The 17,017-nt window shown below is 59.9% G+C and carries 15 protein-coding genes; 9 read left to right on the top strand and 6 right to left on the bottom strand.

Going from position 1 to position 17,017, the window contains the following annotated elements:
- Positions 1 to 11 precede the first annotated feature (11 nt).
- From aspS to WG899_RS14040, 6 genes are all read right to left on the bottom strand, one after another.
- Positions 12 to 1,808 carry an aspartate--tRNA ligase gene (aspS, locus tag WG899_RS14065; RefSeq protein WP_339596276.1) on the bottom strand — a complete coding sequence of 599 codons (1,797 nt, stop codon included), beginning with the start codon at positions 1,806 to 1,808 and terminating at the stop codon, positions 12 to 14.
- 132 nt (positions 1,809 to 1,940) lie between these two features.
- A complete protein-coding gene (locus tag WG899_RS14060; RefSeq protein WP_339596275.1) occupies positions 1,941 to 2,597 on the bottom strand; it encodes a DUF502 domain-containing protein in 657 nt (218 codons plus the stop codon).
- 21 nt (positions 2,598 to 2,618) lie between these two features.
- Positions 2,619 to 2,960 (bottom strand): FmdB family zinc ribbon protein, encoded by a 342-nt coding sequence (locus tag WG899_RS14055; protein ID WP_339596274.1) that lies wholly within the window; start codon positions 2,958 to 2,960, stop codon positions 2,619 to 2,621.
- Between the two features lie 119 nt (positions 2,961 to 3,079).
- Positions 3,080 to 4,555: a high affinity choline transporter 1 gene (locus WG899_RS14050; protein WP_339596273.1), complete on the bottom strand. Its 1,476-nt coding sequence runs from the start codon at positions 4,553 to 4,555 to the stop codon at positions 3,080 to 3,082.
- Between the two features lie 157 nt (positions 4,556 to 4,712).
- On the bottom strand, positions 4,713 to 6,269 hold the full coding sequence (gene ubiB / locus WG899_RS14045) for a ubiquinone biosynthesis regulatory protein kinase UbiB (protein WP_339596272.1): 1,557 nt from the start codon (positions 6,267 to 6,269) through the stop codon (positions 4,713 to 4,715).
- Positions 6,266 to 6,796, bottom strand: a complete 531-nt coding sequence (locus WG899_RS14040) for a hypothetical protein (protein ID WP_339596271.1) — start codon at positions 6,794 to 6,796, stop codon at positions 6,266 to 6,268. The genes ubiB and WG899_RS14040 overlap by 4 nt, the downstream gene beginning before the upstream one ends.
- A gap of 195 nt (positions 6,797 to 6,991) precedes the next feature.
- On the opposite strand from WG899_RS14040, the gene WG899_RS14035 reads away from it, so the two are divergent.
- The 9 genes from WG899_RS14035 to rfbC all read left to right on the top strand — a co-directional run bounded on the left by WG899_RS14035 (position 6,992) and on the right by rfbC (position 16,928).
- Positions 6,992 to 8,380 carry an undecaprenyl-phosphate glucose phosphotransferase gene (locus WG899_RS14035; protein WP_339596270.1) on the top strand — a complete coding sequence of 463 codons (1,389 nt, stop codon included), beginning with the start codon at positions 6,992 to 6,994 and terminating at the stop codon, positions 8,378 to 8,380.
- Between the two features lie 64 nt (positions 8,381 to 8,444).
- Positions 8,445 to 9,695 (top strand): porin family protein, encoded by a 1,251-nt coding sequence (locus WG899_RS14030; protein ID WP_339596269.1) that lies wholly within the window; start codon positions 8,445 to 8,447, stop codon positions 9,693 to 9,695.
- Between the two features lie 3 nt (positions 9,696 to 9,698).
- The gene (gene galE / locus WG899_RS14025; protein WP_339596268.1) at positions 9,699 to 10,724 is read left to right on the top strand and encodes a UDP-glucose 4-epimerase GalE; all 1,026 of its coding nucleotides are present in this window, start codon (positions 9,699 to 9,701) and stop codon (positions 10,722 to 10,724) included.
- A 26-nt stretch (positions 10,725 to 10,750) separates the two neighbouring features.
- Positions 10,751 to 12,190 (top strand): mannose-1-phosphate guanylyltransferase/mannose-6-phosphate isomerase, encoded by a 1,440-nt coding sequence (locus WG899_RS14020; RefSeq protein ID WP_339596267.1) that lies wholly within the window; start codon positions 10,751 to 10,753, stop codon positions 12,188 to 12,190.
- 35 nt (positions 12,191 to 12,225) lie between these two features.
- Positions 12,226 to 13,506 carry a nucleotide sugar dehydrogenase gene (locus WG899_RS14015; protein ID WP_339596266.1) on the top strand — a complete coding sequence of 427 codons (1,281 nt, stop codon included), beginning with the start codon at positions 12,226 to 12,228 and terminating at the stop codon, positions 13,504 to 13,506.
- 19 nt (positions 13,507 to 13,525) lie between these two features.
- On the top strand, positions 13,526 to 14,584 hold the full coding sequence (gene rfbB / locus WG899_RS14010; protein WP_339596265.1) for a dTDP-glucose 4,6-dehydratase: 1,059 nt from the start codon (positions 13,526 to 13,528) through the stop codon (positions 14,582 to 14,584).
- Positions 14,585 to 14,591: 7 nt separating this feature from the next.
- Positions 14,592 to 15,473: a dTDP-4-dehydrorhamnose reductase gene (gene rfbD, locus WG899_RS14005; protein WP_339596264.1), complete on the top strand. Its 882-nt coding sequence runs from the start codon at positions 14,592 to 14,594 to the stop codon at positions 15,471 to 15,473.
- 19 nt (positions 15,474 to 15,492) lie between these two features.
- Positions 15,493 to 16,377, top strand: coding sequence for a glucose-1-phosphate thymidylyltransferase RfbA (gene rfbA, locus WG899_RS14000; protein WP_339596282.1), 885 nt, complete (start codon positions 15,493 to 15,495; stop codon positions 16,375 to 16,377).
- Positions 16,377 to 16,928 carry a dTDP-4-dehydrorhamnose 3,5-epimerase gene (rfbC, locus tag WG899_RS13995; protein ID WP_339596263.1) on the top strand — a complete coding sequence of 184 codons (552 nt, stop codon included), beginning with the start codon at positions 16,377 to 16,379 and terminating at the stop codon, positions 16,926 to 16,928. The genes rfbA and rfbC overlap by 1 nt, the downstream gene beginning before the upstream one ends.
- Positions 16,929 to 17,017: the final 89 nt, after the last annotated feature.

Genomic DNA, 17,017 nt, shown 5'->3' with positions numbered 1-17,017 from the left:
GCCCCTCAGACTCAGGCCGAGGGTGTGGCCACTGCGTTGCGCAAGCGGATGTGCAGTTCGCGCAATTGCTTGTCGTCAACGTTTGACGGAGCGCCAGTCAACAAGCACTGGGCACGCTGGGTCTTGGGGAAAGCAATCACGTCACGGATCGACTCGGCCTTGGTCATCATGGTGACGATGCGGTCGAGGCCGAAGGCCAGGCCGCCGTGCGGCGGAGCGCCGTACTGCAGCGCTTCCAGCAGGAAGCCGAATTTGACCTGCGCGTCTTCCTTGCTGATCTTGAGCGCGTCGAAAACCTTGCTCTGTACCTCGGCGCGGTGGATACGGATCGAACCGCCACCCAGTTCCCAGCCGTTCAGCACCATGTCGTAGGCCTTGGCGATGCAGGCACCGGGGTCGGTGACCATCAGGTCCTCATGGCCATCCTTGGGCGCGGTGAAGGGATGGTGCACGGCCGCCCAGCGGTCGTTCTCTTCGTCGTGCTCGAACATCGGGAAGTCGACCACCCACAGCGGTGCCCAACGATCTTCGAACAAGCCATTGGCCTTGGCGAACTCGCTGTGACCCACCTTCAGACGCAGGGCGCCGATGGCGTCATTGACCACCTTGGCGCGGTCGGCGCCGAAGAAAATCAGGTCACCGTCTTGCGCGCCGGTGCGAGCCAGGATGTCGGCCACGGCCTTGTCGTGCAGGTTCTTGACGATCGGGCTTTGCAGGCCTTCACGGCCCTTGGCCACTTCATTGACCTTGATCCAGGCCAGACCCTTGGCGCCGTAGATCTTGACGAACTCGGTGTAGCTGTCGATCTCGCCACGGCTGATCGAAGCGCCACCGGGCACGCGCAGCGCGACCACGCGGCCGCCCTTGGTGGTGGCGGGGGTCGAGAAGACCTTGAAGTCCACATCGCCCATCACATCGGTCAGCTCGGTGAACTGAAGCTTGACGCGCAGATCGGGCTTGTCGGAACCGTACAGATGCATCGCATCGGCGTACTTCATCACCGGGTAGTCGCCCAGTTCCACGTTCAGCGCCTTGTTGAAGACGTGACGAATCATGCCTTCGAACATGGACCGAATCTCTTCTTCGCCCAGGAAGGAAGTTTCGATATCGATCTGGGTGAACTCGGGCTGACGGTCGGCGCGCAGGTCTTCGTCGCGGAAGCACTTGGTGATTTGGTAGTAACGGTCGAAACCGGCCACCATCAGCAACTGCTTGAACAACTGCGGCGATTGCGGCAGCGCGAAGAACATGCCGTCGTGCACACGCGAGGGCACCAGATAGTCGCGCGCGCCTTCCGGTGTGCTCTTGGTCAGCATCGGGGTTTCGATGTCGACGAAGCCGCGTTCATCCAAGTATTTGCGCACTTCCATCGCCACGCGGTAGCGCAGCATCAGGTTGTTCTGCATATAGGGGCGGCGCAGATCCAGCACGCGATGCGTCAGGCGCGTCGTCTCGCTGAGGTTCTCGTCGTCCATCTGGAACGGCGGCGTGACGCTGGGGTTCAGCACTTCCAACTCATGGCACAGCACTTCGATCTTGCCGCTGGTGAGGTTGGCGTTCTCGGTGCCGGCCGGGCGCAGGCGCACCTTGCCGACGATCTTCAGGCAGAACTCGTTGCGGACCTCTTCGGCCACCTTGAACATATCGGCGCGATCGGGGTCGCAGACGACTTGCACCAGACCTTCGCGGTCGCGCAGATCGATAAAGATCACACCACCGTGGTCACGGCGACGATGCGCCCAACCCATCAAGGTAACGACTTGGTCCTGCAGCTTCTCGCTGACTTGGCCGGCATAACAAGTTCTCATGGGATTACTCCAGTATTCGTTGCTTCTCAAGCGCGGCAATGCTGCGTCGCTTGCACAGGTTTTGGATTCTTGGTGAAGGCGCTGTGGCAGGCTGCTTTGAAAGCCTTCAGGGTTGAGCGCTTGCCGGGGCACTCAACCCGGCTGATTTCGTTGAGCCGCGGCAAGCTCATGGTGATCGCCTTCGGGCGCCACCACCCCCATCGAGATGATGTGCTTGAGCGCAGCATCCACACTCATCCTCAAGGGCCGCACACTGCTCTTGGGCATCATCAGGAAGAAGCCCGAGGTGGGGTTCGGCGTGGTCGGCACATACAGGCTGACATGCTCCTCACCCAAGGCCTCGGCCACCTCGCCGCTGGGCTTGCCGGTCACGAAGGCAATCGTCCAACTGCCCTGGTGCGGGTACTGCACCAACACGGCCTCACGAAAGGCATTGCCACTGCTGGAAAACAGTGTGTCGGAGACTTGCTTGACCGAGCTGTAAATGCTTTTGACGATCGGGATGTTGGAGAGCAGGCGGTCCCACTGCTTCAACCACCACTGGCCGAAGATATTGGCCACAAACATCCCGGTCAGGGCCATGCCGCCGACCAGAATCAAGACACCCAGGCCCGGCACATGGCGCAGATCGCCAATGCCTTGACTCATCGAGGCCGGCAACAGCGCCTGCGAGGCCGTCAACAAAGAGGCGAACACGCCGTCGATGATGCCCAACACCCACAGCAGCACCCAGATGGTGATGGCCAGCGGCAGCCAAACCAACAGGCCGGTGATGATGTACTTTTTCACAAGGGTCCTAGGCTGAGGGCGTCAATGACAGGCGCAGGAGCCGCCACAGGCCGTGGACGAAGAGCCTGAAGCACTTGACGAAGAGTCGCTGCTGCTGGCCGCCGGCGCTGCGGCGGCTGCATCCGCAGACGGTGCAGCAGCGGTTGCGCCCGTGGCCGCGCCGGTCGCGGCGCCTGCGGCGCCACCCTTGAAATCGGTGACATACCAGCCCGAGCCCTTGAGCTGGAAGCCAGCGGCGGTGATCTGCTTTTGAAACGCTTCGGCGCCACAAGCGGGGCATGTGCTCAGCGGTGCGTCAGACATTTTCTGAAGCACATCCTTGGCGTGACCGCATGTACTGCAGCGGTAGGCATAGATCGGCATGGTCTTAGAACCCGTTGATCAAAAAGGCGAAATTATAGGGGCGAGACCGCCGCAAGCCGCCTCGAGAGCTGAGGAAGCGCCCCCAAGCCGGTCCTGAGATCTGGGCATTTGTGCCCAATTCAAGCCGAAGCTTCATCCGGCAAGCCGGCGACATGGGCCTTGTGTTCGTGGCGATTTTTCAGCCACTGCGGCGCCAAACTGCCCAACACCATGCCCAGCACCGCGGCCAGCAAGCCCGCCAATTGCTCGGGGAAAACTTCGCCCAGCGGATTGATCTGAGGCATGAACGCGATCCAGGTGCCGATACCGGCCACCATCGACACGATGGCGCCTTGCGTGCTGGCGCGCTTCCAATACAGGCCAAACACCAGCGGCACAAAGGCGCCGACCAGGGTCACCTTGTAAGCGGAGGCGACCAATTCAAAAATCGAGGTGCCCTTCATTGCGATCGCATAAGCCAGCACCAGGCCGGCAAAGATCACGATGGTGATGCGCATGGCCTTGAGCTGTTCACGGTCGCGCATCTTGGGGCGCAGGTTTTTCAGAATGTTTTCCACAAAGCTGGTGGCTGGCGCCAACAAGGTGGCCGAAGAGGTGCTCTTGATGGCCGACAGCAAGGCGCCGAAGAACAAAATCTGCATAACCAAGGGCATCTTGGACAGCACATAGGCCGGCAATAGCTTTTGGTAATCATCCCGCGCGATGTCCAAGGCCTCCTGCCCCATCACGATCACCGAACTGGCGACGATGAACATGGGCACAAAGGCAAACAGGATGTAGCTGACGCCGCCGATGACAGCGCCGTTGCGGGCGGTTTTTTCGTCCTTGGCCGACATCACGCGTTGGAACACGTCCTGCTGCGGAATGCTGCCCAGCATCATGGTGACGGCGGCGCCAACAAACATGGCGACATCGGTGAACTTGGGCTCGGGCCAGAAGCGAAACAGATCGCGGCTCTGCGCCATCGCCCACACCTTGTCGGTGCCACCGGCCAAATCAGCGGAGAATATCGCGATGATGGACATGCCCACCACCAACACAATCATCTGAATGAAGTCGGTCCAGGCCACAGCCAAGAAGCCGCCGACCACCACATAAATCAGCACCGCCAGCGTACCGACAATCATGCCGGCGGTCTCGCTCATTGCACCTTGGGTCAGGACCGAGAACACCAGGCCCAAAGCGGTGATCTGCGCCGCCACCCAGCCCAGATAGCTGAGGATGATGGCCACCGAGCAGGCCACCTCGACGCCCTTGCCGTAACGCTGGCGGTAGAAGTCGCCAATCGTCAACAGGTTCTGGCGATAGAGCTTGGTCGCAAAAAACAGGCCGACCAGGATCAGGCAGGTCCCCGCACCGAAGGGGTCTTCCACGATCGCGCCCAAGCCGCTTTGCACAAACTTGGCCGGAATCCCCATCACCGTCTCGGCACCAAACCAGGTGGCAAAGGTGGTGGTGATCACCATGATCAGCGGCAGGCTGCGCCCGGCAATGGCGAAATCGCTGGTGTTCTTGATCCGGGTGCCGGCCCAAATGCCCAGGGCCAGGGTCCCCAGCAGGTAAATCACAACGAAGATGATCAGCGTGGTGTTCATGGCAAAGACTTCTACAGAGGGCCGGAGTCAAACAAGAGCATGAATGAAGACGCCGCAATGGCCGGCCGGCAAGAGCCGGGCACGGCATCGACAAGCATCTGGAGGACGGCGCGCATTATCTTCGAACGCCAAGCGTGCACACGGCGCTTCAATGCCCTTAGAAAAAGTGCACGCGCATCAAGACTTGCGCACCCAAAAGGCCCAGCGTGAAACCCACCGCTCCGTACAAGAGCGCCTGCAGCAAGCGATTGGTTCGGCGCTGTTCCGCGATCAAAAGGCTCAAGGCCTTGGCCTCATGTGGCGAGGCCTGGTTCTTCAAGGCGTCATGCAAGAGGCGCGGTAACTCGGGAAACAACTGCGCATAGCGCGGTGCTTCCTTCTTGATCTGATTCACAAAGGCGCGCCAACCGACCTGCTCATTCATCCAGCGCTCAAGGAAGGGCTTGGCGGTGGCCCACAAGTCCAGCTCCGGGTCCAGTTGCCGACCCAAGCCCTCGATATTCAGCAAGGTCTTTTGCAGCAACACCAGCTGCGGCTGAATCTCAACATTGAAGCGACGCGAGGTTTGGAACAAGCGCATCAGGACCTGCCCCAGGGAAATATCCTTCAGCGGACGGTCGAAATGCGGCTCACAGACCGCGCGCACAGCACTCTCCAACTCATCAACGCGGGTACCGGCAGGCACCCAGCCCGAGGCGATATGCAACTCGGCCACGCGTTTGTAATCACGCTGGAAAAAGGCAATGAAGTTTTGCGCCAGGTATTCCTTGTCGACCTCGGTCAGCGTCCCGATGATGCCGAAGTCCAGGGCGATATAGCGACCAAAGGTGGCGTGATTCAGGCTGACCTGAATATTGCCGGGGTGCATATCGGCATGAAAGAAACCATCACGGAACACCTGGGTAAAGAAGATCGTGACACCGTCGCGCGCCAGCTTGGGGATGTCGATGCCAGCATCCTTCAATCGATCCAACTGCGAGATCGGCACGCCGTGCATGCGCTCCATGACGATCACATCGGAACTGCACATATCCCACATCATCTCGGGCACCATGACCAAGTCCAGCCCGGTCATATTGCGACGCAGCTGCGCAGCATTGGCCGCCTCGCGTACCAGATCAAGTTCGTCGTGCAGATAGTTGCTGAACTCCGCCACCACTTCGCGGGGCTTCAAGCGCCTGCCGTCGGCCGACAAACGGTCCACCCAGACCGCAATGGTGCGCAGCAGGGCCAAGTCGTCGTCAATGGTGTCGAGCATGCCGGGACGCAAGACCTTGACCGCCACCTCGCGGCCATCCTTCAAGGTGGCAAAGTGAACCTGTGCGATCGAGGCACTGGCCACCGGCTCGGCATCGAAGCTGCCAAACAAGTCCTCGACCGGTCGGCCGAACGCTTTTTCTACCAAAGCGCGTGATTCCGCCGCGGGAAACGGCGGCACCCGGTCCTGCAATTTGGCCAGCTCTTCGACCATGTCTTCTGGCACCAGATCGCGCCGGGTGGACAAGACTTGACCGAACTTGACGAAGATCGGCCCCAGATGTTCCAGCGCCAAGCGCAAGCGCACCCCACGTGGCTGTTCCCAGCTGCGTCCGAAAGAAATGGCTCGCCGCAACAGGCGGAAACGCCGCCGCCGCAGGCCCGACAGAGCCAACTCATCGAGCCCGAAACGCAGAATCGTCCAGACGATGACGAACAGGCGCGCGAAGTACCTCATGCAGCGCCGCGTCCAGCCGTGCCGCGGGCGGCAATGCCACGCGCCAGGGTCGCCATCGCCGCAGCCGAGGCTCGCCCCCAAGCCGCTAACTGATGGGCAGCCGCCGGGCCAATCAAACTGGCCAGGTCGTCCTCGATATCCCAGCGCAAGTTTTCCATCAACCAGCTGATCTCGCCGGCAAAGGCCGCGTCGCCCTGCACCGCCACGCGCGGACGCTCGCCCAGCAGCGAGCCCAATGCCATCATGGCCGGATTGGACGCGTCGAGTTCGATCTTCAGTGCCTCGGCGCCCGCCAGGGTGCTGGGCTCAAGTCGCTCGAACAGGCCCGCGGGCGTCACCCCCAGCACCAGATCAGGCGCCGGCGGCAATATCGAGGGCCAGCCCTGCAGATGGAAAACAACAAGACGACCCGCAAAAGGCCGCAAACGACCCATCGCATGGGTTTCACGGGAAATGACATGATTGAGCAACAGGATCATGCGATCCTGTACAGCCGGCGTCATTGAGGCAATCCAAGTTTGAATCATGCCGGGATTGTAGGCAGTCGAGAGACTCCAACGAGCTAGGGGCGAGCACAGGGAAAGCCAAGCATCCTTTGAGCGAGAATCAGCGCCAAAATTCGGTGGAGAAGATGCAGGTGGCTGTCTCAGCACCACAAAGTCTGTTGTTGAGAAGAATTGTTTGCGCACAAGCCAAGCCGGCAGCAAGGAGCGAGGGGAACGATGTTCGAGGATAGAAGTTACAAAAGAACGTTTTACAGCGCACCACAGTCCATCGAGTCCCTGATCGCCGCTTTTTTGGAGCCCAGCATCATCGTGCTGTGCTACCTGGCTGTAAGCACCTTCTTTGGTGAACCCATCCTGCGCTCCAGCCTGACTTTGTGCCTGCTGGTCTTCGCACTAACCTTCCCCGGTCGCAACCGCTTTACCGAAAACAGAATCAGTGCGGTCATCGACGTGCTGGGCTCTTGGCTGGCCCTGCTGGTGATCCTGGCCCTGTGCGGCTATGCCACCAACAGCATGGGGTATTTTGAGGACCAGGTCCTGTACTGGTGGGCCGGACTGACGCCCGCCTTGCAAATCGTGGCCATTGAACTGGGGCGATTTGAACGTCGCCGGCGCGCCGAAGCGACCAGGCGTGGCGCGGTCATCGTCGGCGGCGGCCCGCTAGGCGCCAAGGTTGCGCGTGCGCTGCGCGACGGCCCCGACAAAGGCATCGACTTCCTGGGGTATTTCGATGACCGCCAAGATGAGCGCCTGCACCCGGAAGCGGCCAACCATTTGTTGGGTATGTTGAAGGACTTGAGCGACTACGTGCGCAAGCACAGCGTGCGTGAGGTCTATATCACCCTGCCACTGGGTTCACAACCCCGCATCGTGCAGTTGCTGGAGCAAATTCAAGGCACCACCGCTTCGCTGTTTTTTGTGCCGGATGTGTTTGGCATCAGCATTATTCAGGGCCGCCTGCAAGATATGAATGGCGTGCCGGTGGTGGGTATTTGTGAAACCCCCTTCACCGGCACCAATGATTTGGTCAAACGGATCAGTGACATTGTGCTGGCCAGCCTGATTCTGATTTTGATTTCCCCGATCCTGCTCTTGATCGCCATTGGTGTGAAACACAGTTCGCCGGGGCCGGTGATTTTCAAGCAGCGCCGCAATGGACTCGACGGTGAGGAAATCATCGTCTACAAATTCCGCTCGATGAAAACCCAGGACAATGGTTCTGTGGTCAAACAAGCGACCAAGGACGATGCGCGCATCACCAAATTTGGAGCCTTCATTCGCCGCACCTCGCTGGATGAATTACCGCAATTCATCAATGTGCTGCAAGGGCGCATGAGCATCGTCGGGCCGCGCCCGCATGCCGTGGCGCACAACGAGGAATATCGCAAACTGATCAAGGCCTATATGGTCAGGCACAAGGTCAAACCGGGCATCACGGGTTGGGCGCAGGTCAATGGTCTGCGCGGCGAAACCGATACCATCGATAAAATGAAGGCGCGCGTTGAATATGACCTGGAATACCTGCGCAACTGGTCGCTGGCACTTGATTTGCAGATTATTGTGCGCACCGCTCGCCTGATGCTCTTCGACCGAAACGCCTATTGATTGCTTTTTGCAGCCACTTTGGCGCAGAAAAACCTTACCGTCGCCCCTATTCCCTAGGAATTTCATGTCCCTCGTACAACGACGACTGATTCAACTGGCAGCCTCCTTGGCGTGCGGCCTGATGGCTCATGCCCCGGTGCATGCCGACGCTAACCCCTATTACTTTGGCGGGTCGCTGGCGCTGAACCATGTGTCGAATATCTATCGCACCTCGGCCGCGCCCAATGATGACAATGTCGCCACAGCCAGTTTGCTGGCTGGCATCAATCAGACCTTGGGCCGCCAGCGTTTGTTTGCCGATGCGTCTATCAACACCAATCGCTACAGCAAAAGCTCGGACCTGAACTATGTGGGCTACACGCTCAAGGGTGGCCTCGATTGGTCCACGGTAGAGCGCCTGTCCGGCACCATCAGCGTCAACAACAGCCGCAATCTGAGCACGTATAACGAACGCGGTACGACCCAGATTCGCAAGCAAAACATTGAAGACAACAAGCAATTGGACGGGGTCGTGCGACTCGGTCTGGTGACGCGTTTCTCGCTCGAGGCCGGTGCCGGCTATCGCACGCGCAGCTTCAGCGCCAGCGAATACGACGCCTACGAATTCAGCCAGAACCGCTACTCCCTGGGTTTGGTGTATCAGGCCAGTCCGGATCTTCGTCTGGGTGTGGCCGGCCGTCTGACCCGAGACCACTACCCGGCCTATAGCCGAGAAGGTTTGGTGCTCATCAACGGCAAGCCGGTCTTGGTCTCTATTCCGGTCGAAGCCCGCGAATTCGAACGCAAGGACCTGGACTTCACTGGTCGCTGGGTGCTGAGTGGCGCCAGCAGTTTGGATGGTCGCATCAGCACCGGCCGCTCGTACGCGAAGGCGGGCGGCGGCAATGACTTTTCCGGTGTCACCGGCGCGCTGACCTGGAACTGGCAGCCGACCGCCAAGTTGACCGTCTCTAGCACGATCAGCCGAGACACAGGCTTGGAGTCCTCCTTCATCAACGCCAACACCAGCGCCGACCGCGACCGCCTCAGCAATGCCCTGCAAGTCAACGCCAACTACGAATTGACCGGCAAGATCTTTCTCAATGCGGGCATCAGCATCGTCAATAGCGATGCGAGGAACAGCACCCAGACCAGTTCTGTCGACGAGTTCGACCGCGACAAGGCCTTCAACCTGGGCTTGCGCTGGCAATACTCGCGCGGCATCACCCTCGGCTGCCAATACAGCAAGTCCTCGCGCGACAGCGACAGCGCCCGACAAATTTATGCCTACGACGCCAGCAACTACGGTTGCTACGGCCAGATCATTCTTTATTGAGTCATGAGCGCACCCACCATATTGCTGACCGGTGCCACCGGCTATATCGCATCTCACACTTGGTTGGCGCTGCAGGCGGCCGGCTACCAGGTGGTCGGTCTCGATAATTTCATCAACAGCTCGCCCGAGGTGCTGAACCGCCTGGCTCGGCTGAGCGGCCAAACGCCGGTATTTGAGCAGGCAGACGTCTGCGATGCTTCGGCCCTGAATGGCGTTTTTGAGCGTCACAAGCCTGCGGCGGTCGTGCATTTCGCGGCTTTCAAGGCGGTGGGAGAGTCCACCAGTCAGCCCTTGATGTACTACCGCAACAACCTCGGCGGGCTGGTCAATACCTGCGAAACGATGCGCAAGCACGGTTGCCAGCGCATCGTCTTCAGCTCCAGCGCCACCGTCTACGGCGTGCCTGAATCTTTGCCACTGCGCGAAGATGCCGCCCTGTCCGCCGTCAATCCCTACGGCGCCACCAAGCTGATGGGCGAAACAATTCTGCGCGACCTCGGTGCAGCCGATCCCAGCTGGCAAACCGCGGCCTTGCGCTACTTCAACCCAGTCGGCGCACATGAAAGCGGCTTGATCGGCGAAGACCCGCGCGGCACGCCGAACAATTTGATGCCCTATGTGGCCCAGGTTGCCGTTGGCCGCCGCCCTCGCCTGCAGGTCTTTGGAAACGATTACGACACCCCCGACGGCACAGGTGTGCGCGACTACATCCATGTCCTCGATTTGGCGGCAGGGCATGTCGCCGCGCTGAACTTCCTGCTTGGCGGCACGCAGTCCATCACCAGCAACCTGGGCACCGGTCAAGGCTATAGCGTGCTGGATCTGGTGCGCGCCTATGAAGCAGCCAGTGGTCGCCCCGTCCCCTACGACATCGTCGCGCGTCGCCCGGGCGATGTGGCGGCCTGCTACGCCGACCCAACCTTGGCCAGCACCCACCTAGGCTGGCGAGCTCAACACGGGCTGGCCCGCATGTGCGAGGACAGTTGGCGTTGGCAGCGCATGAACCCCAACGGGTTCAGCGCAGTCTAACTTTTACATCCTTTTCCAAGCACTCCATGACACCCATCCAAGTTCAACCGGTCATCATGGCCGGGGGCAGCGGCACCCGACTCTGGCCCTTGTCGCGAGCCGGCTACCCGAAGCAGTTCCTGGTGCTGTCTGGCAATAGCAGCCTGTTCCAACAAGCGGCAAACCGTTTGGCCGCGCTGGGCTCAAACGACATACAACTCGCCGGACCGGCCATTGTGGGTAATGAAGAGCACCGTTTCCTGGTGCTGGATCAATTGCGTGAAACAGGAACGGACCCCAGCGGCGTGCTACTCGAGCCCATGGGGCGTAACACCGCACCCGCACTGACCCTGGCCGCACTGCATGCGCAGGAAAGCGGCGCCGACCCGGTGCTGGTGGTCACACCGGCGGATCAGACAGTCACCAATGGCGCCGCCTTCACAAGCGCCCTGCAGCAGGCCATCCGCCAAGCGGCAGATGGTGCCATCGTGATCTTGGGCATTACCCCCGACCGGGCCGAAACCGGCTATGGCTATATCCGCACCCAAGCGGACGGAAGCGAGCTATCGGTGGCCGAGTTTGTTGAAAAGCCCGATGCCGACACTGCTGCGCGCTATGTCGCAGCCGGCAACTATTTCTGGAACAGCGGCATGTTTGTGCTGCGCGCCAGTGTCTGGATGAAGGCTTTGGAGCGCTTCCGCCCCGATATCGCCGCCGCGACGCAAAGCGCTTGGGCTCAACGTCAGGTCGACGTCAAATTTATTCGACCAGGCAAAGCCGAATTCGCTGCAATTCCATCGGAATCGGTGGACTATGCAGTGATGGAGCGTTGCCCAGGCAGCGACATTCCCTTGCGTATGGTGGCGCTGGACGCGGGATGGAACGATCTAGGCGCCTGGGAGGCCGTTTGGCAAGTGGCGGACAAGGACGCCCAAGGCAATGCGGCCCAGGGCGATGCCATCTTCAGCGACTGCCAAAACACCTTGGTGCATGCCACCAGTCGCTTGGTCAGCGTGGTTGGACTGCAGGATGTCGTGGTGGTTGAAACACCTGATGCCGTGCTGGTCAGTGATCGCGCCCGCAGCCAGGAAGTGAAAAAAATCGTCGCCCGGCTCGACGCCGAAAAACGCGGCGAACAGACCTTGCACCGCAAGGTGCACCGTCCCTGGGGCTGGTATGACAGCATCGACTCCGGAGACCGCTTCCAGGTCAAGCGCATCATGGTCAAACCGGGTGCGACGCTGAGTCTGCAGATGCACCACCACCGCGCAGAGCATTGGATTGTGGTTTCCGGCACGGCTGAAATCACCAATGGCGACAAAGTTTTGCTGCTGAGCGAGAACCAAAGCACATATATCCCGCTGGGGCAGACTCACAGGCTGGCCAATCCGGGTAAGGTGCCGCTGGAAATCATCGAGGTACAGTCCGGCGCCTACTTGGGCGAGGACGATATCGTGCGTTTTGAAGATACATACGGCCGCAACTAAGGCCAGATCTCGTCACATTCATAAGGAATTGATTCATGAGCGTCATTGCCGTCGTCGGTTTGGGTTATGTTGGCCTGCCTCTGGTCATCGAATTTGGCAAGCATGGTCGCACCATCGGCTTTGATATCGCCAAGGACAAGGTCGCCAAGTGCCAAGCCGGCACCGACCCCTCGCGTGAATTGAGCGATGAGGAAATGAGCCACTCGCCCCACGCAATCTATAGCCATGACCCCGCCTGTTTGGCCGAGGCCGACGTCATCATCGTGGCCGTGCCGACACCGGTCGACGAGGCCCATATTCCGGATTTCAGGCCACTGATTGGCGCCAGCACCAGCGTTGGCCGCCATATGAAGAAGGGCGCCATCGTTGTCTATGAATCGACCGTCTACCCCGGCGCCACCGAAGAGGTCTGCATTCCGGTGCTGGAACGCGAGTCGGGTCTGAAGTGGAAGCAGGACTTCTTCATCGGTTATTCACCCGAGCGAATCAACCCGGGCGACAAAGAACACACGCTCACCAAGATCCTGAAGATTGTCTCGGGCGACACCCCCGCCACGCTGGACACCGTGGCCAAGGTTTATGAACGTATCATCGTTCCCGGCGTGCACCGCGCCGCTAGCATCAAGGTTGCCGAGGCCGCCAAGGTGATCGAAAACACCCAGCGCGACCTGAACATCGCCTTGATGAACGAGTTGTCCATCATCTTTGACAAGATCGGTATCGACACCTCCGAAGTCTTGGAGGCTGCTGGCACCAAGTGGAATTTCCTCAAATTCAAGCCGGGTCTGGTCGGCGGCCACTGCATCGGCGTCGACCCCTATTACCTGACGCACAAGGCCGACATGCTGGGCTACCACCCGCAGGTTATCTTGGCCGGCCGCCGCATCAACGACGGCATGGGCAAGTTCATCGCCGAGCAAACCATCAAGCAGATGATCGCGGCCGGCTCCCCCATCAAAGGCGCCAAGGTCAATGTGCTGGGACTGACCTTCAAGGAAGACTGTGCCGACCTGCGCAACTCCAAGGTCATCGACATCATCACCGAGTTGAAGAGCTACGGGGTCGAGGTGATCGTCACCGACCCGGATGCCGATGCGGATGAAGCGGTGCATGAGTACGGCGTGCGCCCAGTGACTTGGGAGCAACTGCCGAAGGCCGATGCCATCGTGGCAGCCGTCGCCCACAAGAGCTACAAACAACTGAGCGCGAGCGATCTCGCCGCGAAACTGGTTAACGGCGGCGCCTTCATCGACGTCAAGGCCGCATTCGATCAACAAGCGTTGCAAAATGCTGGCTTGCGCGTTTGGCGTCTTTGATCACTAGCCGAGTTTTTCCATGACCATCCTCGTCACTGGCGGTGCCGGCTTTATCGGCAGCAACTTCGTATTGGACTGGCTCAAGGTCTCTGACGAGCCGGTGGTCACGCTGGATTCATTGACGTACGCCGGCAATCTGGAAAACCTGGCCAGCCTGGCAGGTGACGCCCGGCACACCTTTGTTCAGGGCGATATTTGTGACGCTGCCCTGGTCGCAAAGCTGCTGACCGAGCACCGCCCGCGTGCGCTGATTCATTTCGCCGCCGAAAGTCACGTGGATCGCTCAATCAGCGGTCCCGGTGCTTTCATGCGTACCAATATCGAAGGCACCTACACCTTGCTTGAGGCGGCTCGCGCCTATTGGACCGATTTGGGCAGCGAGGCCAAGGCGGGCTTCCGTTTTCATCACGTCTCGACCGACGAGGTCTATGGTTCGCTATCGGCGGAGGACCCGCCGTTTGCAGAGACCAAGACTTACGAACCCAATAGCCCCTATTCGGCGAGCAAGGCGGCCAGCGACCATCTGGTGCGAGCTTGGCATCACACCTACGGCCTGCCGGTGCTGACCACCAATTGCTCGAACAACTACGGGCCCTATCACTTCCCCGAGAAGCTGATCCCGCTGATGATCGTCAATGCATTGGCAGGCAAGCCGTTGCCAATCTATGGCGACGGCAAGAATGTGCGGGACTGGCTCTATGTGACCGATCACGCCGCAGCCATCCGCGCCGTCTTGGCCGGCGGCCGGCTTGGCGAAACCTACAATATCGGCGGCTGGAACGAGATGACCAATCTGGACATCGTCCACACCGTTTGCGATTTGCTGGACGAACTGTGCCCAGACTCAAGCGGCAGCTACAAGCGCCTGATCACCTACGTGAAAGACCGCCCCGGCCACGATAGGCGTTATGCGATCGATGCACGCAAAGTGGAACGCGAACTCGGCTGGCGTCCCGCAGAAACTTTTGCCACCGGCATTCGAAAAACCGTCGAGTGGTATCTGGCAAATCCGGCTTGGGTGCAGCGGGTTCAGAGCGGAGCCTACCGAGACTGGGTCGCTCAGCAATACCAAACCTGAGCCGCGCATGAGAATTCTGCTGCTCGGCAAGAACGGCCAACTGGGCTGGGAACTACAACGTGCGCTGGCGCCCTTGGGAGACTTGATCTCCCTGGATCGAAGCGAGGGTGGTGATCTCGCTAACGACGAATTGCTGCGGGCCACCATCAGGCAAGTCGCCCCACAGATCATCGTCAATGCCGCCGCGTATACCGCCGTGGACAAGGCGGAGAGCGAACGCGAACAAGCCTTCCAGATCAATGCCACGGCACCCGCCCTGCTGGCGTCCGAAGCACGCACCATGGATGCGCTGCTGCTGCACTACAGCAGCGACTATGTGTTTGATGGCAGCGGCGATCATGCACGCGGCGAGGATGCCGTCACTGGTCCCTTGAGCGCCTATGGCAGCAGCAAGCTGGCCGGAGAAGAGGCCATCCGCACCAGTGGCTGCCAGCATTTGATCCTGCGCACCAGCTGGGTCTACGCGGCACGCGGCGGCAATTTCGCCAAGACCATGTTGCGCCTGGCGGCTGAAAAAGATCAGTTGAGAGTGATCTCAGACCAAATCGGCGCCCCAACCGGCGCGGATTTGCTCGCAGACTTGAGCGCCCACATGCTGAAGGCCACGCAAGCGAATTCAGATTTATCTGGCACCTACCATGCCGTGGCCGCGGGCGAGACCAACTGGCATGCCTATGCACGGCATGTGATTGAGTTTGCCGGCGCACGGGGACGAACCCTTCGCGTCGCGCCCGATCAAATTGAAGCGATCGCCAGCCGCGACTATCCAACGCCGGCCCAGCGCCCCTTGAACTCCCGTCTTTCAAGCCGGAAACTGCAGCACAACTTCGGGCTTTATTTGCCGCACTGGCAAGTTGGTGTCGACCGTATGCTGGACGAAATTCTCTGATCTGGAGGCTGATATGGCCATGAAGCAACGCAAGGGCATCATTCTGGCCGGAGGTTCCGGCACCCGCCTGCACCCCGCCACATTGGCGATGAGCAAGCAATTGCTGCCGGTCTATGACAAACCGATGGTCTATTACCCGCTTGCATCGTTGATGTTGGCCGGCATTCGTGACATTCTGCTGATCAGTACACCCCAAGATGTCCCCCGCTTCGAGGCCTTGCTGGGCGACGGCAAGCGCTGGGGTCTGAACATCAGCTACTGTGTGCAACCCAGCCCCGATGGCTTGGCGCAAGCCTTCATCCTTGGCAAAAGATTCATCGATGGCGCGCCAAGTGCCCTCGTTTTGGGCGACAACATCTTCTATGGTCACGACTTTCAGGGCCTGCTCGGTGATGCCAATAGCCGAAGCAGCGGCGCTTCGGTCTTTGCTTACCATGTGACCGACCCCGAGCGCTATGGCGTGGTCGAGTTCGATGCCAATAAAAACGCCCTGTCCATCGAAGAGAAGCCGCCCCAGCCGAAAAGCAATTACGCCGTCACTGGCCTCTACTTCTACGATGAGCAGGTCTGCGAGATCGCAGCCGCCATCAAGCCCAGCGCGCGCGGAGAACTGGAGATCACCGACGTCAATGCGCAATACCTGCGCCAAGGGCAATTGCAGGTTGAGATCATGGGCCGCGGCTACGCTTGGCTGGACACCGGCACCCACGACAGTCTGCTCGAGGCCGGCCAGTTCATCGCCACGCTTGAAAAGCGCCAAGGGCTGAAGGTCGCCTGCCCGGAAGAAATCGCCTTTCGCTCGGGCTGGATCAGCGCCGAACAATTGGCCGCGCTGGCCAAACCGCTGGCCAAGAATGGCTACGGCCAGTATTTGCAGCGCTTGCTGACGGAACAAGCTTTCTGATGAAGATTACCCCGACCTCCTTGCCCGAGGTACTGATCGTCGAACCACGTGTGTTCGGCGACGCCAGAGGCTTCTTCACCGAAAGCTGGAACGAGACCGCCTTCAATCAAGCGGTCGGCCAAGACGTCCGGTTTGTCCAAGACAACCACTCCCGCTCAGCGCGCGGTGTCTTGCGTGGCCTTCACTTCCAGCGGCCGCCGCATACCCAAGGCAAACTGGTCCGCGTGGTCAGTGGTGCGGTCTTCGATGTGGCCGTCGATATTCGCCGCTCCAGCCCTAATTTCGGCCGCTGGGAAGGCGTCGAACTCAGTGCTGAAAACCACCGGCAACTCTGGGTGCCGCCGGGTTTTGCGCACGGCTTCCTCGTCCTGAGTGAAACGGCTGACTTTTTCTACAAAACGACCGATTACTACGCCCCCCAGTGTGAAGGCGCGGTGCGTTGGGACGACCCCGCGATCGGCATCACATGGCCCAACACCGGTGTGCAGGCGCTGTTGGCAGACAAGGATGCCAAGGCCCCCTTGCTGGCCGATGGTCACGTCTTCGATTGATTCACCGCCTAGATAGCAAAGAATAAATCGGCGATAAGGTCACTGGCTTCGATCCCGGGGGCCTCATCATCCGCCTTACGAACGCTTCT

Source organism: Paucibacter hankyongi, assembly GCF_037482915.1.
GTDB classification, from domain to species: Bacteria; Pseudomonadota; Gammaproteobacteria; order Burkholderiales; family Burkholderiaceae_C; genus Paucibacter_A; species Paucibacter_A hankyongi.
The sequence above is the reverse complement of the archived record's forward strand: the minus strand, read 5'-3'. Positions and strand labels throughout refer to the sequence as shown.

Coding starts and splice junctions, on each gene's coding strand:
- aspS (WP_339596276.1), bottom strand. CDS start 1,808: ATGAGAACTTGTTATGCCGGCCAAGTCAGCGAGAAGCTGCAGGACCAA.
- WG899_RS14055 (WP_339596274.1), bottom strand. CDS start 2,960: ATGCCGATCTATGCCTACCGCTGCAGTACATGCGGTCACGCCAAGGAT.
- WG899_RS14050 (WP_339596273.1), bottom strand. CDS start 4,555: ATGAACACCACGCTGATCATCTTCGTTGTGATTTACCTGCTGGGGACC.
- ubiB (WP_339596272.1), bottom strand. CDS start 6,269: ATGAGGTACTTCGCGCGCCTGTTCGTCATCGTCTGGACGATTCTGCGT.
- WG899_RS14040 (WP_339596271.1), bottom strand. CDS start 6,796: ATGATTCAAACTTGGATTGCCTCAATGACGCCGGCTGTACAGGATCGC.
- WG899_RS14035 (WP_339596270.1), top strand. CDS start 6,992: ATGTTCGAGGATAGAAGTTACAAAAGAACGTTTTACAGCGCACCACAG.
- WG899_RS14030 (WP_339596269.1), top strand. CDS start 8,445: ATGTCCCTCGTACAACGACGACTGATTCAACTGGCAGCCTCCTTGGCG.
- galE (WP_339596268.1), top strand. CDS start 9,699: ATGAGCGCACCCACCATATTGCTGACCGGTGCCACCGGCTATATCGCA.
- WG899_RS14020 (WP_339596267.1), top strand. CDS start 10,751: ATGACACCCATCCAAGTTCAACCGGTCATCATGGCCGGGGGCAGCGGC.
- WG899_RS14015 (WP_339596266.1), top strand. CDS start 12,226: ATGAGCGTCATTGCCGTCGTCGGTTTGGGTTATGTTGGCCTGCCTCTG.
- rfbB (WP_339596265.1), top strand. CDS start 13,526: ATGACCATCCTCGTCACTGGCGGTGCCGGCTTTATCGGCAGCAACTTC.
- rfbD (WP_339596264.1), top strand. CDS start 14,592: ATGAGAATTCTGCTGCTCGGCAAGAACGGCCAACTGGGCTGGGAACTA.
- rfbA (WP_339596282.1), top strand. CDS start 15,493: ATGAAGCAACGCAAGGGCATCATTCTGGCCGGAGGTTCCGGCACCCGC.
- rfbC (WP_339596263.1), top strand. CDS start 16,377: ATGAAGATTACCCCGACCTCCTTGCCCGAGGTACTGATCGTCGAACCA.